Origin of the sequence: Flexibacter flexilis DSM 6793 (assembly GCF_900112255.1) — a bacterium.
Classification (GTDB): Bacteria; Bacteroidota; Bacteroidia; order Cytophagales; family Flexibacteraceae; genus Flexibacter; species Flexibacter flexilis.
This window is the reverse complement of sequence record NZ_FOLE01000001.1, coordinates 427,062-449,363: the sequence shown is the minus strand read 5'-3', so window position 1 is coordinate 449,363 and position 22,302 is coordinate 427,062. Positions and strand designations below refer to the sequence as shown.

21 protein-coding genes are annotated in these 22,302 nt (G+C 41.5%); 19 read left to right on the top strand and 2 right to left on the bottom strand.

What is annotated here, in order from left to right; genetic code table 11:
- Window positions 1–328: 328 nt before the first annotated feature.
- Window positions 329–2,149 carry a glycoside hydrolase family 15 protein gene (locus BM090_RS01900; protein WP_091506375.1) on the top strand — a complete coding sequence of 607 codons (1,821 nt, stop codon included), beginning with the start codon at window positions 329–331 and terminating at the stop codon, window positions 2,147–2,149.
- Window positions 2,150–2,505: 356 nt separating this feature from the next.
- On the opposite strand, the gene panB is transcribed toward BM090_RS01900, so the two are convergent.
- Window positions 2,506–3,324, bottom strand: a complete 819-nt coding sequence (gene panB / locus BM090_RS01895) for a 3-methyl-2-oxobutanoate hydroxymethyltransferase (protein ID WP_091506372.1) — start codon at window positions 3,322–3,324, stop codon at window positions 2,506–2,508.
- A 306-nt stretch (window positions 3,325–3,630) separates the two neighbouring features.
- Between panB and BM090_RS01890 the strand changes: the two genes are divergently transcribed.
- The 12 genes from BM090_RS01890 to BM090_RS01835 all read left to right on the top strand — a co-directional run bounded on the left by BM090_RS01890 (window position 3,631) and on the right by BM090_RS01835 (window position 15,150).
- The gene (locus BM090_RS01890) at window positions 3,631–4,614 is read left to right on the top strand and encodes an aldo/keto reductase (protein WP_091506368.1); all 984 of its coding nucleotides are present in this window, start codon (window positions 3,631–3,633) and stop codon (window positions 4,612–4,614) included.
- A 150-nt stretch (window positions 4,615–4,764) separates the two neighbouring features.
- Window positions 4,765–6,015 (top strand): (R)-mandelonitrile lyase, encoded by a 1,251-nt coding sequence (locus tag BM090_RS01885; protein WP_221405322.1) that lies wholly within the window; start codon window positions 4,765–4,767, stop codon window positions 6,013–6,015.
- 287 nt (window positions 6,016–6,302) lie between these two features.
- A complete protein-coding gene (locus BM090_RS01880; protein WP_091506364.1) occupies window positions 6,303–7,358 on the top strand; it encodes an NAD(P)-dependent alcohol dehydrogenase in 1,056 nt (351 codons plus the stop codon).
- A 193-nt stretch (window positions 7,359–7,551) separates the two neighbouring features.
- Window positions 7,552–8,247, top strand: coding sequence for an MbnP family protein (locus BM090_RS01875; protein ID WP_143083836.1), 696 nt, complete (start codon window positions 7,552–7,554; stop codon window positions 8,245–8,247).
- Window positions 8,244–9,260: a cytochrome-c peroxidase gene (locus tag BM090_RS01870; protein WP_091506357.1), complete on the top strand. Its 1,017-nt coding sequence runs from the start codon at window positions 8,244–8,246 to the stop codon at window positions 9,258–9,260. Before BM090_RS01875 ends, BM090_RS01870 begins: the two co-directional genes overlap by 4 nt.
- 13 nt (window positions 9,261–9,273) lie before the next feature.
- The gene (locus BM090_RS01865) at window positions 9,274–10,644 is read left to right on the top strand and encodes a T9SS type A sorting domain-containing protein (protein ID WP_091507807.1); all 1,371 of its coding nucleotides are present in this window, start codon (window positions 9,274–9,276) and stop codon (window positions 10,642–10,644) included.
- A 90-nt stretch (window positions 10,645–10,734) separates the two neighbouring features.
- Window positions 10,735–11,586, top strand: a complete 852-nt coding sequence (locus BM090_RS01860; protein ID WP_091506353.1) for a helix-turn-helix domain-containing protein — start codon at window positions 10,735–10,737, stop codon at window positions 11,584–11,586.
- Window positions 11,587–11,682: 96 nt separating this feature from the next.
- Complete coding sequence (locus BM090_RS01855; RefSeq protein ID WP_091506350.1) at window positions 11,683–12,279, top strand: short chain dehydrogenase; 597 nt, start codon at window positions 11,683–11,685, stop codon at window positions 12,277–12,279.
- A 49-nt stretch (window positions 12,280–12,328) separates the two neighbouring features.
- The gene (locus BM090_RS01850; RefSeq protein WP_221405321.1) at window positions 12,329–12,568 is read left to right on the top strand and encodes a putative antibiotic biosynthesis monooxygenase; all 240 of its coding nucleotides are present in this window, start codon (window positions 12,329–12,331) and stop codon (window positions 12,566–12,568) included.
- A gap of 100 nt (window positions 12,569–12,668) precedes the next feature.
- Window positions 12,669–13,580 (top strand): NAD(P)/FAD-dependent oxidoreductase, encoded by a 912-nt coding sequence (locus BM090_RS01845; RefSeq protein WP_091506346.1) that lies wholly within the window; start codon window positions 12,669–12,671, stop codon window positions 13,578–13,580.
- Window positions 13,581–13,766: 186 nt separating this feature from the next.
- On the top strand, window positions 13,767–14,573 hold the full coding sequence (locus BM090_RS01840; protein WP_091506344.1) for an oxidoreductase: 807 nt from the start codon (window positions 13,767–13,769) through the stop codon (window positions 14,571–14,573).
- Between the two features lie 4 nt (window positions 14,574–14,577).
- Window positions 14,578–15,150, top strand: a complete 573-nt coding sequence (locus BM090_RS01835) for a Crp/Fnr family transcriptional regulator (protein ID WP_091506342.1) — start codon at window positions 14,578–14,580, stop codon at window positions 15,148–15,150.
- A gap of 141 nt (window positions 15,151–15,291) precedes the next feature.
- On the opposite strand, the gene BM090_RS18660 is transcribed toward BM090_RS01835, so the two are convergent.
- Window positions 15,292–15,477, bottom strand: coding sequence for a hypothetical protein (locus tag BM090_RS18660; protein ID WP_091506340.1), 186 nt, complete (start codon window positions 15,475–15,477; stop codon window positions 15,292–15,294).
- A 2-nt stretch (window positions 15,478–15,479) separates the two neighbouring features.
- Here BM090_RS18660 and BM090_RS01825 point away from each other — a divergent pair, with 2 nt between their 5' ends.
- The 6 genes from BM090_RS01825 to BM090_RS01800 all read left to right on the top strand — a co-directional run bounded on the left by BM090_RS01825 (window position 15,480) and on the right by BM090_RS01800 (window position 22,293).
- Complete coding sequence (locus tag BM090_RS01825; RefSeq protein ID WP_091506338.1) at window positions 15,480–16,607, top strand: acyloxyacyl hydrolase; 1,128 nt, start codon at window positions 15,480–15,482, stop codon at window positions 16,605–16,607.
- Window positions 16,608–16,767: 160 nt separating this feature from the next.
- Entirely contained in the window at window positions 16,768–17,748 is a 981-nt protein-coding gene (locus BM090_RS01820; protein WP_091506336.1) for a M23 family metallopeptidase, read from the top strand.
- Window positions 17,749–17,955: 207 nt separating this feature from the next.
- A complete protein-coding gene (locus tag BM090_RS01815) occupies window positions 17,956–18,726 on the top strand; it encodes a peptidase associated/transthyretin-like domain-containing protein (protein WP_091506334.1) in 771 nt (256 codons plus the stop codon).
- A 38-nt stretch (window positions 18,727–18,764) separates the two neighbouring features.
- Complete coding sequence (locus BM090_RS01810) at window positions 18,765–19,556, top strand: phosphodiester glycosidase family protein (RefSeq protein ID WP_245756667.1); 792 nt, start codon at window positions 18,765–18,767, stop codon at window positions 19,554–19,556.
- 10 nt (window positions 19,557–19,566) lie between these two features.
- Window positions 19,567–21,207 (top strand): hypothetical protein, encoded by a 1,641-nt coding sequence (locus tag BM090_RS01805; RefSeq protein ID WP_091506331.1) that lies wholly within the window; start codon window positions 19,567–19,569, stop codon window positions 21,205–21,207.
- A gap of 9 nt (window positions 21,208–21,216) precedes the next feature.
- Window positions 21,217–22,293 carry a hypothetical protein gene (locus tag BM090_RS01800; protein ID WP_091506327.1) on the top strand — a complete coding sequence of 359 codons (1,077 nt, stop codon included), beginning with the start codon at window positions 21,217–21,219 and terminating at the stop codon, window positions 22,291–22,293.
- Window positions 22,294–22,302 lie beyond the last annotated feature (9 nt).

Genomic DNA, 22,302 nt, shown 5'->3' with positions numbered 1-22,302 from the left:
TTACTGAAAACGTAAAGCTAACCAATGTAATAATTTACTTAATCATTCTAACTACTGTATATCGTAAGAGTGGTAATATTTTGTAAAACAATTAAGATATTTTTAAATAATTTCAATTTATACACCAATAAGCCATTTCACCTCACGAAAGACGCTTTTCAGTTTACAAAATGTAGTTTTGGATTTATAAAATCTTGCTGTATCAACTAAACTCCATTATCCATTTACAATGCTTTCGTAGATCTTAAATAAAAATAGAGCAGAAGTATTGGCCGCACGGCGAAATCTGTATTTTTGGGCTCATTTAACCAAAAAATGATAAGTTACTATGAAGAAAACTATTTTACTACTGGCTGCCGCTTGGTTGGTGGCACTTCCTGCCTCTGCGGGCAAATGGAAAGGCTTTTCGGTGCTGGGCAATGGCACGCTTAATTTTGCGTATTCCGATGATGCCCGCATCGTGAAGCAAACCAACCAAATGGGGATTCAACATCTTTATTTCGAGGATTATACCACCGATTATTTGCGTTCTACGCAGTTGCTTACGCGCACGGCAGCAGGGCAATGGCAACCCATCACCGAACTGAAAGAAACGACACTTTCCGCACCTTATGTTATTCATTCTCAGACAGATAAAGAATCTATTTCGCTGACAAGTCACCCCAAAAATGCCATTATTGTGGAAACGCAAGCGGCACAATCCGTAGGGTATTTGGTGGGTTTGCGCAAATACATTTCCACCAACCGCATCACGGAACTTACCGAATTGAAAGCCAACAAAAATTGGGCGTATGGCCGTTGGAGCAATGGCGTGTATGTGGGTTTTGTTATTCTTTCAGGCAAAGCAACCGACCAAATCAGCGTAGCCGATTCGAGCATTTCTTTTAAAGGAACAAAAAAATTAACCATTGCCATTACGGCGGCGCATTCGCTCAAAGCCTTAGAGCAAAACATTGCGGTATTGAAAGCCGACAAAACGCCGATGGCTACGGCGGCGGCTTATTGGGACAAATGGTTGGCCTCTGGCAAGCAGCCCGACAAAACCCAACAAGAATTGCGCACCTATTTCCAGCGCAATCTTATCGCGGCGCGTTCGGCCAACTTAGGCGGTCAAATCCCTGCCGACATTACGGGCCAGTTCCGCACGCAAGGAATGCCCCAACTCTACCCGCGCGATGCCATGAAAACCGCCCGCGTGATGTTGCTCACAGGCCACCGCGAAGAAGCCAAACAAGTAATTGAATATTGGCAAAAAACTTTTGTAGATAAAAAATCGGTTGGCGAATGGTATGCCCGTTACAACGCTTTCGGCAAAGGCGTAAATGCAGGCGACGGCGCACGCTACGACGAACCCGAATGGGACGCAAACGGCTATTTCATTTGGCTAATCAACGAATACCACGAGCAAACAGGCCAGTGGCTTACCACACCCGAATTTTTCTATCAAACGGCTGATTTTCTGGTAAATAAATTAGATAAAAACGGCTTGTTGTACGAAGGTGGCATCGTGGAATGGACAGGTTATTTGCCTTCTACCAACCTAACTTGCGCAGCGGCATTGCGCACGGCTTCGCACATTGCCCGCAAATGGAACAATACCGAAAAAGCCAACAGCTACGAAAAAGCTGCCGACCTGATGGCGGCCAACATCAATCGCATGATTGACCCCAAAACAGGTACTTACATGGATTTGCGCACGATAGACCGCAAGGCCGACGACGGTACATCTATCGAAGGCAACACGCCAACGTATTTGTACGATACTTCATCGCTTTTCGGGATTTTGTGGGGCTACCCCGACAACGAAACCATGCAAAAAACAGCCGAATGGTACAAAACTAACGCTATGATTTTGGGTGGAGGTTTGCAGTATTTCGACACGCCCGAACATGGCTTAGCCACTTACGGACACGCGGCATTTTTCTTTACGTCGGCGGCACTGGTGCAATACCGCGTACTGCACCAAGAATGGGCAGATGCCAAACAGCTTTTGGGTTGGATGATAGACAATAGCAATGTGTACGGCCTCATGCCCGAACGTATTTATCCTGATGGCTCGGATTGTAGCCCAGCTTCGCCGCTGAGTTGGTGCAGTGCCGAAACAGCCTTAGCCATTTGGCAAGTGAGCAAAGCTCCCAAAACGAAATAAGCAATAGATTTATAAAAGCTAAAGGCTTAGTAATGAGTAAGTTTATTCATTACTAAGCCTTTTTATTGGCTTTCAAGAAAAAATTGAAACAAAAAAATTAGTCGCTAGAACGGTCATTCTTTTTTTGTTTTTTCGCGTCGCGCTTTTCTTTTAGAGACTTTGTTGGCTCTTTTTTCTTTTCTTTGCGCATATCTGTGCTTTTGGCCATCGTCGTAAGGATTTGTTTTTAAGTGAGTAAATAAAAAAACAGGCTCAAATCTGTACAAAATTTGCAGAAGTTTGGCCTACGCAAGATAAGGTAAAAATTCTTTGAAGCTAAATTTTCTACTTCAAAAACAGATTTTTACGCTCAATAATTAATAACATTCTTTTTCGTTCGGGAATGTATTTTCTTTCACGTCCGTTATATAATTGGCTACAGCTTCGATCATAATACTGTGTAAGTCAGCATATTTACGCAAGAAACGCGGCTTAAATTCGTTGGTAATACCCAGCAAATCATGCGAAACAAGCACTTGACCATCCACGTGCGGCCCTGCACCAATTCCAATGACAGGAATATTAATTTCTTCGGCTACGCGTTTGGCCAACTTAGAAGGGATTTTTTCTAAAACCAACGCAAAACAGCCACATTCTTCGAGCATTTTGGCATCTTCTATCAACTTTTGGGCTTCGGCTTCTTCTTTGGCGCGTACCGTATAAGTTCCGAATTTGTAGATAGACTGCGGCGTAAGTCCCAAATGTCCCATCACAGGCACACCAGCACTCAACACACGCAACACCGATTCTTTTATTTCACTGCCGCCTTCTACTTTAATAGCATGGCCGCCAGATTCTTTCATGATGCGGATAGCCGAACGCAGAGCCTCCGAAGAGTTGCCCTGATACGAACCAAACGGTAAGTCCACCACCACCAAGCAACGCTTTACAGCCCTGACCACCGAGGAGGCATGATAAATCATTTGGTCGAGTGTAATGGGCAAAGTAGTTTCGTGGCCAGCCATTACGTTAGAAGCCGAGTCGCCGACGAGCAACACGTCTATTCCTGCACTGTCAAAAATTCGAGCCATCGAATAATCGTAGGCTGTGAGCATACTTATTTTTTCGCCCTTTTGCTTCATCTCCAAAAGTGTATGCGTGGTGATGCGCTTGGGTTCTGAACGGTGAACAGACATTGGATATAATTTTTAAGGTTATTATCGCTTTGTTTATGCAATAATACAACAAAACCGTATAAATGCTAATGTACAAACTTTTTTTACAGAAAGCTCCATTTATTATTTCCGACAACAGCATTTCAATCACTCCATTCTCACTTCAAAAACACCTTATTGCTCGCGTATAGGCTACCATCCACAAGCCCTTGCTTTTGGAGCGAATCCGTAATAATGGTAAATAAAGCAGTAATCTGTATAAGGCTTTTTTGCGCCAGACTGAAGACTTTTGTGAAGTCAAAAGTTCTAACAAAATCATCAAAGAAAATGAAAACAAGATTTTTAGGAAAAAGTGGTTTGGAAGTATCCGAATTGGGCTTGGGTTGCATGGGCTTGAGTTTCGGGTACGGCCCTGCCACCAACGAAGCCGACGCAATAGCACTTATCCGCAAAGCATACGAGTTGGGTATTACGTTTTTCGACACTGCCGAAGCCTACAGTTTGGGAGCCAATGAAGTGCTTTTGGGAAAAGCCGTGCAGCCATTCCGCGACAAAGTGGTGATTGCTACAAAGTTTGGGTTCAAAGATGGCAATGCTATGAATGGTGTGGACAGCCGCCCTGAACGGATAAAAGCTGTTGCGGAAGCCTCTTTGCGCAACCTGAATACTGATGCCATTGATTTGTTTTATCAGCATCGCGTGGACACGGCTGTACCAATGGAAGACGTGGCTGGCACTGTGCAACAACTCATCAAAGAAGGCAAAGTAAAACATTTCGGCATGAGCGAAGCAGGCGTACAAAGCATTCGCAAGGCACACGCTGTTCAGCCTGTGGCCGCCCTGCAAAGCGAATATTCGTTGTGGTGGCGCGAACCCGAAAAAGAAATTTTACCAACCCTAGAAGAATTAGGAATTGGTTTTGTGCCTTTTAGTCCGCTGGGCAAAGGCTATCTGACAGGAGCCATCAACGAACAAACGCAATTTGATAGCACAGATTTCCGCAACGTAGTGCCGCGCTTTTCGGAGGAAAATCGCAAAGCCAATCAAGGAATTGTGGATTTGGTAAAAAATATTGCTGCCGCCAAAAACGCAACACCCGCACAAGTGGCTTTGGCGTGGTTGTTGGCGCAAAAACCTTGGATTGTACCCATTCCGGGCACGACCAAAATACACCGTTTGGAAGAAAATGTGGGAGCTGCCTCCGTGCAACTTTCCGCAGAAGATTTAGAAAATATTCAGAACGCCGCCGCTCAAATTCAGGTGTTTGGGGAAAGATACCCACAACATTTGCAAGCAAGGGTAGGCAAATAAGCCAAAGTTTACATGACAAAAGTGCTCATTATCGGGGCAAGTGGAAGTATTGCTGCTTTCGTGGCCACTATCGTGCAGAATCCAGCTTTGCATCTTAATCAAAATCTGGGCATTAGTAAGCCTTGATTTTCTGTTAGTTAAATAAACACGATGAAACAAATAGTAGCATTTTGGGGATTGGTAACAATGCTGTACGGTGGTGTTGCTTTTGCCCAGACCAAACAAATAAACAAAAAAAATCAAATGGCATCTTTTATCAACAAAGGAAATGCCGCCCCGAAAGAATGGTTTACGGGTACGGTGTGGGTAAACATGAACGTAACGCCCGACGAAGGTTATAATGCCAACATCGCAACGGTAACCTTCGAGCGGCAAGCCCGCACCAATTGGCATAGTCATCGAAGCGGCCAGCTTCTTTTTGTGATTGAAGGAATCGGGTACTATCAGGAAAAAGGCCAGCCTATGCGCGTAATTCGGGAAGGCGATGTGGTGAAAATCCCTAAAAATGTAGTGCATTGGCACGGAGCTTCTCACCAAAACAGTATGCGACATATTGCCATGATTACGGACGTGGACAAAGACAAAACCGAATGGTTCGAACCCGTAAGCGACACAGACTACAATCAGGCGCAAAGCAATAACGGCACGCAACCGAACGCAAAGGCTTTGGCTAATCATCGCCAATTGTGGCCAGATTATATTTCAAAAGTACAACAAACAGACCCCGATTTGGTGGCGGTGTTCGACAATTTTGCATTTGATGAAGTAATCAGCCACGATACAACGGACGTGAAGCGTCGTACTTTGCTGATTATGGCTTCTACGATTGGCAGTCAGGCTCTTACAGAATATAGAATGTTTGTGAACGCTGCGCTGAATGTAGGTGTTCGACCAACGGAAATTAAAGAAGTGGTGTATCAGGCCGTGCCTTATGTGGGCGTTGCGAAAGTGATAGATTTTATCGCCGCCACCAACGACATTTTCAAAGAAAGAAATATTGCCTTACCGCTGGAAAGCCATGCTACCACTACGCCCGAAAACCGACAGGAAAAAGGGTTGGCTTTGCAAAAACAAATCTTTGGTAGTCGCATAGACGATATGTATAAAAATTCGCCTAAAGATTTGCTACATATTCAGCAGTATTTGTCGGCTAACTGTTTCGGCGACTATGTTACGCGCAGCGGCTTGGATATTCCAACGCGCGAACTGGTAACACTTGCCTTTTTAGTGGCGTTGGGCGGTGCAGAAGGCCAAATCAAAGGACACATTCAGGGCAATGCGAATGTGGGTAACGACCGACAAACGATTATTAATCTGCTCACGCAACTGTTGCCGTATGTGGGTTATCCGCGTACGCTCAACGCCATCAATTGCCTGAACGAAGTTTTGCCCGCCAAATAATTTTTATTACTCAACCTAACTTTTTAAGCCATTTAGCATGAGCTGAAAAAGAAGATTTCACACCTACGGTGCTTGCGTAATTCATCAATTAGGCGATTACTACCAAGATACCAAGCCTAAAGGCTTTTGGGATTATAGTCTTTAATCCGTCAGGTTTGAATGCTTTGCCGCACAAAATTGTTCGCTGAAATGCCAACGCCATAGGCGCGAAATTTCGAATATTTTAAGGTGATAAAATGCTAAGTGATAGTTATTAACTATTTAACTAATAGATTTTTATAGAAAAAATGGAAACACAACAAGTAAAAGCGTATGGCACTACGGCCACCACAGAGCCGTTGCACGAAATTATGATTAGTCGCCGCGCGGTGCAGGCGCACGATGTAGAATTTGAGGTTTTGTATTGTGGCATTTGTCACTCTGATTTGCACCAAGTGAAAGGCGATTTTGGCGGATTTTTCGCGCCAATCGTTCCCGGCCACGAGATTGTAGGTCGTGTAACGGCTGTCGGCAACCACGTGAAAAATTTCAAAGTAGGCGATTTGGCTGCGGTCGGTTGTATCGTGGACAGTTGCGACCATTGCGACCACTGTCACGACGGCCTTGAGCAGTTTTGCGACGAAGGTGTAACGTATTCTTTCAATAGCCCCGACAAAATTTCGGGCGGTCATACGTTTGGCGGTTTTTCCAAAAAATATGTGTGTAATGAAAGATATGTGCTCAAAATGCCACCGTTTAAAGATTTGGCAGCGGCAGCACCGTTGCTTTGTGCGGGTATTACGGTGTATTCGCCACTGAAACACTGGGGCGCAAGCGCAGGCAAAAAAGTAGGTGTGTTGGGCATCGGTGGTTTGGGACACGTGGCCATCAAAATCGCGAAAGCGATGGGCGCGGAAGTGGTGGTTTTCACGACTTCGCCCGCCAAAGTGGAAGATGCCAAACGTTTGGGTGCTGATGAGGCGGTGTTGTCGTCGGATGCGGAGGCAATGGCCAAATACAACCGCAAATTACATTTCATCATAGACACGGTATCCGCCAAACACGACGTGAATACTTATTTGAATCTGTTGCGCCACGACGGAACCGTAGTGTTGGTGGGTTTGCCGCCTGAGCCGCTCGAAATTCATGCGTTTAATGTGGTGATGGGCAGAAGAAGTTTTGCAGGTTCGAACATTGGCGGCATTGCCGAAACGCAAGAAATGTTGGATTTCTGCTATAAACACAACATTGTGGCGGAGAGCGAAATTATTAATATTCAGGATGTAAACACAGCTTTTGAGCGTTTGGAAAAAGGCGATGTGAAATATCGCTTCGTGATAGACATGGATTCGCTGAAGGCTTAAAATTAGTGATAGATTATAAAAAACGGGACGCGCTAAATATTACTTAGCGTGTCCCGTTTTGGTTTATAGCAAGAGATATTCTTGTGTTTTATTTGAAAATAGTTGTAAGACTCTGTTCTGTTGCTTATTTTGTGAGGATAATGTCTTAAGCGGTAGGAACAAAGGCAATCAAATTTGTTTATCACCATAAAAATTGCTACAAAATACCATCAAAATGAGGTTTTTCTTTTCGTCTTTAGGTTTGTTAATTGTCTTTTTGGCTAATGCTCAAGACGTTACGAAATTGAAAATAATCCCCAAATTTAAAACAGATAAATTAGTTCTTCATAAAACGTATTGCATTGGAAAAGACTCTTTAACGATTACAAATTTAAAGTTTTATATCACTGATTTGCAGTATTTTAAAAATGATTCTTTGGTCGGTAGCTCAAGCAAAAAAGCCTATTTGATTGATGCGTTCGAAACCATTTCTCAAGAAATTATTGAAAGTAAATTATTTGATTTTAATAAAATAAAATTTAAGTTGGGCATTGACAGTCTCACGAATGTAGCGGGCGTTTTGGATGGAAATTTAGACCCAATTCATGGAATGTATTGGACTTGGCAAAGTGGCTATATCAATTTTAAATTAGAAGGAATTGCCGATAATTGCCCTGCCAGAAATCATAAATTTTATTGGCATATTGGCGGATATTTAGAGCCTTTTTATGCGATGCGCGAAATAGAATTAAACTGCAATGCACGTAATTCGGCAGAAATTTTCATACAAATAGATCAATTATTTACGTTAATTGATGTTTCTAAAATTTATCAAGTGATGTCGCCGAGCGAAAAATCCGTCCAAATTGCCAATCAATTCCCCGAAATTTTTAAAATGACCCAAGAATGAATAAAACAATAATTTGCGTTTTGGCGATTGGCTTGATTTTAATGTCTTTTGTTTTGTTGCCCCAACATCATTGGTTCGGACAACCTGCCTATTTTCCAAAACCAGTTTACAATTTCTCCCAAAATCCTTTGGATAGCAATAAAATTGAATTGGGTAGAATTTTGTTTTATGACCCCATTCTTTCAAAAAACAATGCTGTTTCTTGTGCTTCTTGTCATTCCCCTTACAACGCTTTTGCGCACACCGACCACGATTTGAGTCACGGAATATTCGATTCAGTTGGCAACAGAAATGCGCCAGCTTTGTTTAATTTGGCTTGGCAAAGTTCTTTCATGTGGGACGGGGCAATCAATCATTTGGACGTGCAGGCTTTAGCTCCCATTTCGCACCCCAAAGAAATGGGAAGTGATATTGTGGAAGTTATCAAAAAATTGTCTGCGTCTGCTGATTATAAAAAATTGTTTTTCAGGGCATACCAAGATTCTTTGATAACAAGCAGTAAAATTTTAAAATCAATCGCGCAATTTCAATTAACGCTTGTGTCTGCCAATTCAAAATATGATAAAGTTAAATTAGGGAAAGATATTTTTTCGGAACAAGAAAAAAAAGGTTATTATTTATTTCAAAAAAATTGCGCAAATTGTCATGCAGAACCGTTATTTTCTACCTATCATTTTGAAAATAATGGCTTGCCTCTGGATACTATTCTCAAAGATTTTGGTAGATTTGTAATTACGCAAAAGCCAAAGGATAAAAGGAAATTTAAAGTACCAAGCCTTCGTAATTTGTCTTACACGTATCCTTATATGCACGATGGCCGATTTAGTACATTGAAAGAAGTTATTAACCATTACGCATCGGGAATAGAAACGTCTGCAACACTTTCACCGCAATTAACAAAATCCATTACACTCACGTCAAACGAAAAAGTTGATTTAATCGCTTTTTTATTAACGCTCAACGACAAAGAATTTGTTTTTGCGCCCAAACATCAATTTAAAAACAACAAATAAACAAATATTAATTATGCGTAAATCTTCTTTACTACTAATGCTGATGTTGGCTGGTTTTTCGGAGCTAATCGCCCAAACCAATCCTGCTATTACAGAATGGCTACAAAATACCACTACAACGGGTTATTATTATATGTCAGGCAATTCTACGCCAATCTCACACGGAATATTGGTGAATTGTCAGAAAGTAGAATACTCCGCAAACAGTGTATATGTTCGGACTACGGGTATGCCTGCTTATAACGTCGGGCCTTATCTTGACGGAAACCCGAATCAAGCGGGAAATCAAAATGTCATTTACGCATTTCCCCTCAATCCAGTGCAGAATACAGGCACGCCTACTGCCACCGCTGGCGGAACGATTGGCGTGTTTGTGAATGGCGTTTCGATGTTTGATTTTAGAGATGGAGTAGCGTGGAACACTACGGCCAATGCGTATTGTGGAGGGCCGGGCAATCCGCCTTGTGCGGGTGGGCCGAATGTTACGCAACCTTGGATGCGCGATGCCGTATTGTTTGAAAAACCTGGTTTTGACTGTTCTAAAGGTCATCCTGCGGGCACAAACTATCATCATCATCAAAGTCCCAGTGCCTTTAATATGGATTTAAACGTTATCTCTACTATCTGTAATTTGTATGACGGCGATGGGTTATATACGATTTCGGCTTCTGAGCACTCGCCTCTCATCGGGTTTGCGTTTGATGGCTTCCCCGTATATGGTGCATTTGGCTATAAAAATAGCAATGGTACAGGCGGAATCACAAGAATTAAATCGGGTTATCAGTTAAGAAATATCACGACACGCACGCATTGGGCGGATGGCACTGACGTTGCCGATGGCCCAGCCGTGAGCACCACATATCCGCTTGGAACTTTCAGAGAAGATTACGAATGGGCAGCCCATACGGGAGACGAAAGTTATTTGGACGCGCACAACGGTAGGTTTTGTATTACACCCGAATACCCGAACGGAACGTATGCGTATTTTGCAACGGTAGATACGAATTACAACTCGGTTTATCCGTATCTCGTCGGGCCGACATACTATGGCGTGAAATCTGGTTCAAAGGTTACGTCCATTACTGAAACAACCACCGTTTACAACAGTACAGTGTCTGTTAGTGCGCCAAGCACCGACAACGAAATACAAATTTTCCCCAATCCTGCCTCTGACCTAATCGTGGTGCAAATCGGCGGCCTCAACAAACAAGATTTAGCAATCAAATTGTATGACCTGCAAGGAAAATTAATACAAGAATCGAAACTGAACAAAGGCCAAACGCTTGGTTATTTTGATATTCAAACCTTGTATTCGGGTACATATTTGGTGGTGATGTCTTCAGGCAATAGTAGCATCACCAAGAAGGTTTTTGTACAAAAATAGAAGTTACCTGACCATGGCCTGTGAAGACATAGGCCACCTTCTAACCCATCTCATTAGTATGACCATTCCCGTAACAAAAAAGAAAAGCAGATGGAAAAAATTCCCGTAAGACAAATGGCAGAACCTGATTTTTCGGATAGTTTTACTATTCGGGATATGGATTCGCTGCTTTCGGGGAAGGATTTGGTGCAGGAACTTCACCGACACGACTTCTTTTTGATTTTGGCATTGGAAAAGGGCGAGGGCGAACATATCATTGATTTTATACCCTACGCCATCAATAATTACACAGTTTTTTTTATTCGTCCCGGCCAAGTGCATCAACTAACATTAAAAAACGCTAGCAAGGGTTATTTGATGCAGTTTAAGACTGATTTTTATGCGCCTCGCGAAAAAACAGCCCACCAGATTTTTCTTAAAGTGAGTAATAAGAATTATTGCCCACTTAATGCTGAGAAGTTTAGAAAGATTTTTTCTTTTTTGACTTGTATTTTTCGGGAATATACCCACAAGCAAGAAAGGTATCAGGATGCAATCAAAGCGAATTTGGAGCTTCTTTTTATTGAACTGGTAAGGCAGAGCCAAGAACCAAACCGCATTCACACGCAAAGTCATCCATATGCCCAAGAGCGATTAGAAGCGTTGTTACAATTGTTGCAGCAGCATATTACGACCACAAAGAAAGTGACGCAATATGCTGATATGTTGCATCTTACGGCCTACCAACTCAATTCGATTACCAAAGAAACGCTGAATAAAACCTGTTCGGACCTCATTAATGAACATATTATTCTGGAAGCCAAAAGGCATCTGCTCGCCACCTCAAATCAAGTAAACCAGATTGCCTATGAGTTAGGTTACGAAGACGTATCTTACTTCATTCGTTTTTTTAAAAAGCATACGGGCTATTCCCCCGAAACCTTTAGGCAGAACTTTAAATAAGTCCTATCCAACTTCATTTTTGTCTTACAAGCAAGCCGCCTTGCCCCGATACTTTTGCATATCTTCTAATTTATCAAAAAATAAAAGTTAAGCAAAATGAAAATCATTATTGTAGGTGCGTCGGGCACTATGGGAACTTACTTAGTAAACGCTTGGGAGCAAGAACACGAAATCATTAAAGCAAGTGCGCATTCGGGTGATATTCAGGTAGATATTACCGACCCAGAGTCTATCGAAAACCTGTTTCAACAAGTGGGGGCGTTTGATGCGCTGATTTGTACTGCTGGCCCAACGTATGTGGGGGCATGGAAAAGTTTGTCGAGCGAAACATTCCGCAAAGGCCTTGAAGGCAAGTTGATGGGACAAATTAATTTGGTGCTTATCGGGCAGCATTATATCAAACCCAAAGGCTCTTTTACCTTGATTACGGGGGCTTTAACGCACGAACCGCAACGCAATTTTGCCAACGCATCCGCCGCCAACGGAGCAGTAGAAGCATTTGTAAGAGCCGCCGCCATTGAGTTAGAAAATGGAGTTCGCATTAATGCTGTAAGTCCGACGGTTATCGAAAATTCTCCACAATATTTTCCGTATTTCCCTGGCGAAATGCCCACGACGATGAAACAACTTGAGTATGGCTTTCGCAAAAGTGTATTTGGTGCCAACACGGGGCAAATTATAACACTTCATTAATTTAAGTTTTAAACTCCACAAAAACATGATGAAGCTAAAAGCAAGAGTAATGGCATCGCTAAAAATATGGGTAGTTATTTATCCGTCTATTACCTTATTTCACTATTTGTTTGGAGAAATGTTATCTGCGTTTCCGCTGTATGTCAGAACCTTGATACTCACCTTGGTACTGGTGCCTTGGACGGTATTGGTTGGCGTTCCGTTGGTGGACTGGGTGATGGGGCAATTGGGACTCTCAACTTCACCAACACAAAATACAAGTGATGATGGGACACGAACAGAAAAATAGCAGATCGTTATCAAGATGAATATTTATAAAGCAAAGCGGAATTGCCATTGCATTTTTTGCTTTGCCTTTCAAATCAATTCAGCACTCAAAAAATAACTTTATGAACGGCAATAAACATTTTGATACAATCATTGTTGGGGGGAGTTATTCGGGACTGGCTGCCGCAATGGCATTGGGTAGAGCGTTAAAAACGGTGCTCATTATTGACAGCGGCCAGCCTTGCAACCGACAAACGCCACATTCGCATAATTTCTTGACCCAAGACGGGCAAACACCCAAACAGATAGCAAATATTGTAAGACAACAAGTAGCCGCCTACAACACCATTGCTTTTTGGGACGGATTGGCTACTGCTGGCCGTAAAACTAACAAGGGTTTTGAAATACAAATTTCATCGGGCGAAGTGTTTTCGGCTACAAAATTGATTTTCGCCACTGGCATCCGAGATATGATGCCCAATATCAAAGGCTTGGCAGAATGTTGGGGAATTTCGGTGTTACATTGTCCGTATTGCCATGGATATGAAGTACGAAACGCTGTCACTGGAATTTTGGGCAATGGCGAATCTGGCTTTGAATTTTCCAAACTCATTGCTAATTGGACTAATGATTTGACATTGTTCACCAACGGAAAATCAACGCTAAGCACCCAGCAAGCCGCACAACTGGCCAGCCATCGCATCCGAGTTGTGGAAACGGAAATTGTAGCATTAGCGCACACCAATGGGCAACTGCAAGCAATTGTATTTAAGGACGGTGCAGAACAAAAAATAAATGCACTTTATACGCGACTTCCTTTTGAGCAACATTGCCCAATTCCTATGCAGTTGGGCTGTGAACTGACCGAAGATGGTTATCTCAAAGTTGATGCTTTTCAGAAAACAAGTATAAAAAGTGTGTTTGCCTGTGGCGACAATACTACTCGTATGCGGACAGTTGCCAATGCCGTAGCGACGGGTACCGCAACAGGTATGGCTGTCAATAAAGAACTGACGGAAGAGCGTTTTTCTTGAAAAAAATGAACAGGGACAGCTATTATTTTATGAATATCTGTTCCTGTTTTTGATGGAAAATAGTACGCTGTATTCAGTATGTAATTGATTGTACGTGCTTTGCGCCACTTTTTGCCAAATGGCAAAAGATTATAGTTTTTGTTGCGTCACCTTTGTCTTATTATTTCACTTCTAAATTATAAAAAAATGAAAAAGACAGCGTTAGTAACAGGAGCTTCGGCAGGCATAGGAAAGGCTACGGCAATCTATTTGGCGCAAAATGGCTACTATGTTTATGGAGCAGCACGCAGATTAGAAAAAATGCAAGATTTGATACCTTATGGTATTAAACCGATGAGTTTAGATGTTACCAATGAGGAAAGTCTGAAGGCTTGCGTCAGCCAAATCATCAGCGAGGTGGGTTGTATTGATATTTTGGTCAACAGTGCAGGTTTAGGTTCTTATGGTGCTTTGGAAGATGTGCCAATGCAGGAGGCTAGAAACCTGATAGATATTAATTTGTTTGGTACGGCTCGTCTTATTCAATTAGTACTGCCCCAAATGCGTGAAAATAAATTTGGGAAAATAGTAAATCTATCCTCTGTTGGTGGTAAAGTATATTTTCCAATGGGAAGTTGGTATCATGCAAGTAAACATGCTATTGAAGGCCTGAGCGACTGCCTTCGTGTAGAAGTAAAACAATTTGGTATTGATGTAATCGTAATTGAACCTGGTGCCACAAAATCAGAAATGATTGAAATAGGAGCTGCTGATTTAATGCGTGTTTCTGGAAATACGCCCTACCAAAACTTAGCAAAAAGCATAGCCAAAACATATTCGTCCATGAACGCCGTCGAACCAATTGTAATTGCAAAACTTATCAAAAAAGGCATTGAGGCGAAGCAACCTAAAGCAAGATATGTTGGCGGTGATATGGTCAGACCAATATTGTTTATGAGAAGAATTTTATCAGATAAAATGTTTGATAAAATGATATTAAGTCAAATGAAGTAAAAATATGGAAGCACTCATCAATTATTTGTTACAATTTAGCAACTTGAATCATCAGCAAATTGACTTAATCAAAGCCAAAGCGATATACAAGGAAACGAAGAAAGACGACTATGTTCTTGAAGCAGGAAAAATCCCACGTGAAATCATTTTTCTGACAGACGGAATTATGAGAATTTGTTATTTTAACAACAAAGGCGATGAAGTAACCAAATATTTTTTTGATGAAAATAACTTTATTGCCGATATCAATAACTATAACCAAAATACGCCTGCTACCGAATATATTCAAGCGATTATAGACTGTAAATATATCTCATTTTCAAAAGACGCCATGACCGAACTGTCAATGACTATTATTGAATGGGATAATATTATTGCGAAAATTACAGCGAAAGCGTTGGCCGAAAAAGTGAATAAAATAAGTCCGATGATGGTGGAAGATGCGAAAGAACGTTATCTTTCGTTTTTCGAGAAGTTTCCTAAGCTTGCGAATCGTATTCCTCTTTCATATTTGGCCTCATATTTGGGTATTACGCAGTCGTCGTTAAGCAGAATTAGAAAAAATATTCGGCTATAAAACCAAATTCTTGCGAATATCTTTTCCGTAGTTTGTGCCTTCACCATAGCACTTCCTTTTGATTCAAAGAATCGCTGATTTATGTCATTTCTTTAGCGGCAAGGCTACAATAGCTTTGCCGCTATGTTTTTACGCACAATCTTAAACTAACTCGTCATGTCCATAGAAGTAATTATTTTCTGTATCGTCATGCTCCATTTGTTGTTGGGCATGGGCTGGGTTTTCTACAAAATATTTGCTCAGAAAAACGACAAACAATAAGATTTCTTTTTGCTTATCTGCCGTATATTTGCGCGTTTTGTTTTGATTACTAAACTCATTGCGCATTGATGAAACATTTATCTTTTGTACGTTTTTGTCTGCTTATCAGTTTTTTATGTCTTGGCTTTGTATCTCATATACAGGCGCAAGGCGTAGCTTCGTCGTGGCGTGTATATGGCCATTATGGCATGATTTTCGCCCAAAATCCGCCCGTAAAACATTTGTCTGTGAGTCATCCGTTTGCTATTCAGGCCGATTATATGCTGCCGCTTTCGGGCAAAAAATCTTGGCACAAAATATACCGTTTTCCTGATGTAGGTTTTACGGCACTATACGTGGACATGCGCCAACCCAAAGTGTTGGGGCGTGCCTATTCGGTGCTTACTTTTATAGATAGGCATCTAGACAAAAAACGCCATTTCACCTACCGACTTGCCATTGGGACGGGATTCCATTCTACGCATTTTAACAAAGAAACCAATCACACCAACCAAGCGATTGGCTCTTTTCATACGGCAGCCGTGCAACTGGGCATCATGTATAAGCATCGCCTTGCGGCAGACTGGTTTTTGCAATATGGTTTTATGTTTACGCACTATTCCAACGGTTCAAGCAAAATGCCAAACAGCGGCGTTAATATTCCGACGCTCAGTGTCGGGCTGCGCAAAGGCGAAAGAGCCAAACCAACGCATTTTTTGCCGCCAGACTCTCTGACCCTGATGCCTGTGCATTATGGTTGGGAAGGGCAGTTGTCCACTCATTTTGGCCGCAAAGAAACCTATCCCGTGACGGGCAAAAAATTCTTTTTCTATACGCTCGAAGCCTACGCCTCGTATCGGCACAGCAGGCGTTCGGCTTGGCAAGTGGGCGCAGACGTTATTTATAACAAAACCCTTGAAGAAGAAAAACGCTTGCTTTACGATTCCACGTACAAAAACGTGGACATTACGCGCGTGAGCCTGTTGGCTGGGCACGAACTGTATTTTGGCCGTGTTTCGCTCATGACCCAATTCTGTGTGTATGTCTATAAAAAATTGCCTTTGAATCCGTTTGCCTATCAGCGTCTGGGCCTGAAGTATTACGCTACGCCCAACTTTTATTTGAGTTGCAACTTGCGCACGCACTTTGCCAAAGCAGATGGTGCAGAATTTGGCTTGGGTGTTGCGCTGTTTAATAAGAAAAGAGTATTAGAATAAAAAACGCCACAAAAACACGAAAAAGTTACAATTTGTTGGCAGGCTTAGATTATTTCTTTAAATTGCAGGCTCATTTTTGAAGCTCATTATCAATGAGTTATCCATGAAAGCACACTCTTAGAAACCTATATCTTTTTGTAATATTATTTCTAATAGACAAATGGCCAAAATTAAATACTATTATAATACACATACCTGTACTTACGAAAAAGTTCGCACGAGCGCGTGGGATATATTGTTCAATATCAGTGCTTTTATCATCTTGGCGGCATTGGCGGGAGCTGGCGCGTACTGGTTTGGTAGTCGTTTTTTTGAATCGGGTAGGGAAGCTGCTTTGCGCAAAGAAAACGAAGAACTCAAATTTTATTATGAGTTGCTGGGCAAAGAATTGAATAAGTCGCAGGAAGTGTTGGCATCGCTCCAAACCCGCGACGACAATATTTATAGAGTCATTTTTGAAGCAGACCCAATTCCTGCCGCCGTGCGCGGTGCGGGCATTGGGGGAGCGAATCACTACAAAGACCTTTTGGATAAAGGTTTGGAACAACAAGAGTTGATTATCAATACGTTTGCGCGTGCCGATAAACTCAAAAAACAGCTTTATGTACAAGCCAAATCCTATGACGAAATCACGGGTTTGGTCAAAAACAAACAAAAAATGTTGGCTTGTTTGCCTGCCATTCAGCCCGTGCGCAATAGCGATATTAATATGTTGGCGGGTTTTGGTGGCCGCATCGACCCCGTTTACAAAACCCCCAAATTCCATTCGGGCATGGACTTTGGCGCAAAAACAGGTTCTAAAATTTATGCCACAGGCAAAGGCGTAGTTTCGGTGGCGGGCTATGGCAAGCATTTGGCGGGCTACGGGCAATGTGTGGTGATTAATCACGGCTACGGTTATCAAACGCTTTACGGCCACATGAGCAAAGTAAAAGTGCGTGTAGGCCAGCGAATTAATCGCGGCGACGTGATTGGTTTGGTGGGCAGTACGGGCAAGTCCACAGGGCCGCACTTGCACTATGAAGTGATTAAAGGCGGGCAAAAAATTAATCCCGTAAACTTTTACTACAACGATATTTCGCCGAAAGAATACCAAAATATGTTGGATGTTTCTTCGCGCCAAAGCCAAACCTATGATTAAGAAGGCTTTGCGTAGGGCACGCGAGCGGCAACATACTTTCGTGGTGTGTTGCCGTTTCTTTTTTGCCCTAAATTGTTAATCTTTGTTAAAAGTGATTTTGTAAAATACTGATTACTTGTGGCTTGTATTTTGGCTTTTCTTTTGAATAAAAATTTTAACCATATTCAAGCGTTAGAAGAACCAAACACACCCGAAATTATTTGGTAAATGAATCGTAAAAATTACCTGTTTTGTTTTGTAGTCGTTGGGCTGTTGGCGGGCTTGGCCTCGTCGGCTATGGCGCAAGTGTTCAAAACGCCTCCCAATCATGAATTTTATGTGCGTATCGCGGGCAAAATCTTAGATGCAACCAGCGGCAAACCTATTGCCTATGCGTACCTGACCAACTCGCGCACCAAAAAAGTAATAGCCTCAGATACAGCAGGTTATTACACTACTGTAATTAGTGCCAAAGATACGTTGCGCATTACGGCCATCGGTTACGTGGATTTTCTTTACCAAAAAGACCCCGAAAAACATGGCAATTATTATATAGATTTGCGCCTCACACCCAAAAGCTATGAACTTGCGCCTGTTACGGTTTCCGCACCCAAATTGCGCAAGCGATACAGGCCACTGACCGTGCGCCCCGAATATGCCGCCGAGCAAGATTGGCGAAGGGAAATGATTGAGCGCGGTGATGTGCGCATTGCGCCGACTATTTCCAGCCCATTGTCTTTTTTGTACGAGCAGTTTGGCAGCCGCCCGCGCCAACAACGCAAACTCAAAGATTTGGTGGCACGCCGAGCGATAGAACGCTATATTACAGCGCGTTACAACCGCGAGGTAGTGGCCGAACAAACGGGACTTTCGGGCGACGACCTCACGGAATTTATGCGCTATTGTCCTGTTTCTGATGAGTTTATCTTGGAAGCGTCCGACTACGAACTGGCCGCCCGCATCAACCGTTGCCTTAGTGCCATGAGTAAGGGTGAATAGTGTTATTGGGGCTTTCTGAATTAAAACTATTGAAACGAATGAAAAAACTCCAAAAAATAACGGCAATTGTTTTGCTTTTGAGCTTGCCTATCACGGTGGCTTTTTGTGTAATGGGGCAAAGTGCCAAAACGCAAAAAACAAAGACAGCCGTTGCTAACAAAAAAGCGAATCACGTTTCATTTAACCAACATACTTTTGATACTTATACGGTAGATTTTTCCAAACAAACGATAAAAATGTATTGGAAAAATGCGCAAGGCGAGAAGCTAAAAAACATCGAAACGCTGAAAAAATATGTGGAAGTGAAGGGCAAAAAATTAGTGTTTTCCACCAATGCGGGAATGTATATGCCCGACAATTCGCCGCAAGGTTTGTACATCGAAAACAAAAAAGAATTAGTGCCCATCGACCTTGCCGCAAAAGGCTACGGAAATTTTTATATGCAGCCCAATGGCGTTTTTCTAATCACCAAAAAGCAGGCAAAAGTTGTGCCTTCTACCGAATTTGAAAAACATAAAAAAGGCGTGCTATATGCCACACAATCGGGGCCAATGTTGGTAACAAATGGTCAAATAAACTCCCATTTTACCAAAAGCTCAACCAATGTTTTTGTGCGCAGTGGCGTGGGAATCAATAAAAATGGCGAAGTTGTTTTTGCGATTTCTAATGAGGTGGTAAATTTCTATGATTTTGCCAGTTTGTTTAAAGAAATATTGAAATGTGATAACGCACTTTATCTGGACGGTGCCATTTCTGAAATGTATTTATTGGATTTGAAAAGACCACAAACTGTACAAGATTTTGGGGCAATGATTGCCATAACTGAATAATAGATTGCGTATGAAAAAACTGCTACTTTTTTTGTTTATTTTCCTTGATTTTAGTGTTTTTGGCTTTGATATGCAGGCTTATGTGAGCCAGCACCGAGACCAAAATCTACAAGTTTTTTTAGCCAATTTTCCGTATAATCAATATTTAGAAACGGTTGCTTTTACGGATTTTCCTCGCATACAAGAAGATAGGTATATTGTTTGGAAATCGCTAAGAGATGCCAACGGCAAACAAGACGGTGATATATTTTTGTATCATTTGGCCGACGAATTTCTGAAACAATATCCCGTAACGCTCGCGCAACTCGACAAAAAAATTTCGATAGGAGAAGCGTATTTAAGCACGTCTAAAAAACTAAGCAATCCGAGCCAGCCAAGTTTGGATAATAACTACTATTTCAAATTAAATACTAATGAGGCTTATCAAATAGTTGGTTATTATATTTTGAGTAAAGTAGCCGAAGTAATAGAACAAAATCACCGAAAAAGTAAATTTAACCCCACAGATTCTATTAACGTAACGTATTTAAAGCGACTCAAAAAGAATAAAGTTTTAGTTTCGTTTGAAGAAAGCAGCAGTAAAAAAATAATTGCCAATATTAAGCAAGGAAAATTTAATTATGTGATAGACCGTTTCCAACAAAGTATCAAATCTTTTGTTTGTGGCTTGGGCATATTTGTTTGGGGAATTGTAGCCGTATTGCTGGGAATTATTTTTGTTAATATCCCTACTTTTTTTAAAAAAATAAGCGTATTAGCGGCTATTATTTTAGTTATTTTAAAATTTACGACAGACTGTAATCCAAGCCCTGTTTCGTCGGAGGCGCGGCCTAATTTCAAACAAATTTGGTCGAAAAGTTTTTACCCAACAGGCTATAAATCAGAGCATTTGGTCGAGATTTTTAACCTGAAAGATAAGTCTTCCAACCATTCCATTGGCCATTCTATTTGGATGCGTGCGCCCCGAATCAAAGTACAATATTTTGCGTCATCTGCTGTAAATCAGTTCCGTAGCTTCAAAAATCAACACCGCGTAGTGTTGGCCACTACGGGCGGTTATACCACCAATTTTGGCGGCAGCAAAAAGCCCGACGGTTTTACGCTCGAAAATGGCAAATTAATTAATGCTGTATTGCTGCACGATAGGCACGGGTTGGCCGTTTTTTCGGGAAATAGCGTGCAGGCCATTAACCTGAAAGCCAATAAAATAAAATTGCCAAACGGCGATATTTTGGATACTCCTTTCGAGAGTTTGGCGGCTTATTCGCAGCTACTGAAATGGTGCAAAGACCATAACGCAACCGTGTTCCAAACGCATTTGTTGGCCAGTAATGATTCCATTCTGATTAATCCGTCCAAATCCTCGAATGCGCAGCGTGAAAGACGTTTGTTGGCGTTGTTTGAAGACAAAAAAGGCAATAAAGTACACGCCATTTTTAATATTACGGCCTCTTACGATTTGGCCTCTATTACGCAAGAAATTTTTAATATTATTGCCAAACGTGAGTTTAAAGTATTGGGAATTATGAACCTTGATACAGGGTCTTATGACATTCTGAATGTGTTTAACGAACGCGGTAATTTGTGGCCTGCTGTACGTGGCCCAGTGGATATTTCGGCGGCTACCAATTTGATAGTTTATTACAAATAAAAACTAAAAATGGCCAAAAATAAAAAACAATATATCGTTATTTTGTTGGGGGCTTGCTTGCTCTTTTCGGTTGGAATTATTATTTATCAAAATCAATCGAATATAAAAAAAGAAATAAGCAATACACCTGCGCCAATGCCGCATACATTGGGCAAAATATCAGGTAATTTTGCGGAAAATCTGAATGCCTTTTTGCAGGATTTGAATAGTAGCGAAAACGTATATCAATCTCAAATCCATTTTTTTGAATTTGTAAAAGCACAAAATCCTAATTCTTTACCCACCAAAGAACAATATTTGCACTTAATTAATGGCCAAACTATTCCCGAAGATTACCAATATTTTCTAAAAGAATGTTTGCCAAATTATTTGGAAAATTTGCCTTATCGTACTGCCGTATTTAAAGATAAAAATATTATTTTTTCGACCAAATCGGATACCATTAGCAATGCAGAATTGCTTTTTAATCAAGAAAAAGAATCTTCTAAAACTTTGCTGGAAACGCTGCCGCCAGCCAGCAAACGCATTGTAATTTCGGGTACTTATACTTCGCCTTACGATTTGCCTGCGGGCTTGGCAGTGGACAAAGGCGATATTGTAAATCCGTGTATTCAGAAATGGGATGGGCTTTTGCTCATAGACAAAGAAAATAGGCTTCATATTTTCAATATCAGAGACCTAAATTATGGTTTTAATACGCTAAATATCAAAGATAATATTTCGGATTATCTGAAATTTGTGGAACTGCTCAAACACGAAAATGCTTCGGCGGTTCAGTCGCATTTGATTTTGTACAACGACAGTATTTGTGTAGAAAAACAAGCGCAACAAACGCAAACGCGCCGCAGGGTTATTTTTCAGACCAAAGACGGAAATACGCATATTTTTGACTCGTTTGAAATGCAACTTTCGTTGTATGAGTTGGCCGAATATCTCCAAAAAAATTATAAAGCCAGTCGCGCCATTAATGTAGATATGGGCGATTATAATTATTGCAAAATCTTTGAAAACGGACAGGAAACGCAGGATTACAGCATTTTGCGAAACGGCGTAGTGCTATCAAATTTTATTGTGATAGACTATTAACTGTTTCGG

Coding starts and splice junctions, on each gene's coding strand:
- BM090_RS01900 (WP_091506375.1), top strand. CDS start 329: ATGAAGAAAACTATTTTACTACTGGCTGCCGCTTGGTTGGTGGCACTT.
- panB (WP_091506372.1), bottom strand. CDS start 3,324: ATGTCTGTTCACCGTTCAGAACCCAAGCGCATCACCACGCATACACTT.
- BM090_RS01890 (WP_091506368.1), top strand. CDS start 3,631: ATGAAAACAAGATTTTTAGGAAAAAGTGGTTTGGAAGTATCCGAATTG.
- BM090_RS01885 (WP_221405322.1), top strand. CDS start 4,765: ATGAAACAAATAGTAGCATTTTGGGGATTGGTAACAATGCTGTACGGT.
- BM090_RS01880 (WP_091506364.1), top strand. CDS start 6,303: ATGGAAACACAACAAGTAAAAGCGTATGGCACTACGGCCACCACAGAG.
- BM090_RS01870 (WP_091506357.1), top strand. CDS start 8,244: ATGAATAAAACAATAATTTGCGTTTTGGCGATTGGCTTGATTTTAATG.
- BM090_RS01865 (WP_091507807.1), top strand. CDS start 9,274: ATGCGTAAATCTTCTTTACTACTAATGCTGATGTTGGCTGGTTTTTCG.
- BM090_RS01860 (WP_091506353.1), top strand. CDS start 10,735: ATGGAAAAAATTCCCGTAAGACAAATGGCAGAACCTGATTTTTCGGAT.
- BM090_RS01855 (WP_091506350.1), top strand. CDS start 11,683: ATGAAAATCATTATTGTAGGTGCGTCGGGCACTATGGGAACTTACTTA.
- BM090_RS01850 (WP_221405321.1), top strand. CDS start 12,329: ATGGCATCGCTAAAAATATGGGTAGTTATTTATCCGTCTATTACCTTA.
- BM090_RS01845 (WP_091506346.1), top strand. CDS start 12,669: ATGAACGGCAATAAACATTTTGATACAATCATTGTTGGGGGGAGTTAT.
- BM090_RS01840 (WP_091506344.1), top strand. CDS start 13,767: ATGAAAAAGACAGCGTTAGTAACAGGAGCTTCGGCAGGCATAGGAAAG.
- BM090_RS01835 (WP_091506342.1), top strand. CDS start 14,578: ATGGAAGCACTCATCAATTATTTGTTACAATTTAGCAACTTGAATCAT.
- BM090_RS18660 (WP_091506340.1), bottom strand. CDS start 15,477: ATGCGCAATGAGTTTAGTAATCAAAACAAAACGCGCAAATATACGGCA.
- BM090_RS01825 (WP_091506338.1), top strand. CDS start 15,480: ATGAAACATTTATCTTTTGTACGTTTTTGTCTGCTTATCAGTTTTTTA.
- BM090_RS01820 (WP_091506336.1), top strand. CDS start 16,768: ATGGCCAAAATTAAATACTATTATAATACACATACCTGTACTTACGAA.
- BM090_RS01815 (WP_091506334.1), top strand. CDS start 17,956: ATGAATCGTAAAAATTACCTGTTTTGTTTTGTAGTCGTTGGGCTGTTG.
- BM090_RS01810 (WP_245756667.1), top strand. CDS start 18,765: ATGAAAAAACTCCAAAAAATAACGGCAATTGTTTTGCTTTTGAGCTTG.
- BM090_RS01805 (WP_091506331.1), top strand. CDS start 19,567: ATGAAAAAACTGCTACTTTTTTTGTTTATTTTCCTTGATTTTAGTGTT.
- BM090_RS01800 (WP_091506327.1), top strand. CDS start 21,217: ATGGCCAAAAATAAAAAACAATATATCGTTATTTTGTTGGGGGCTTGC.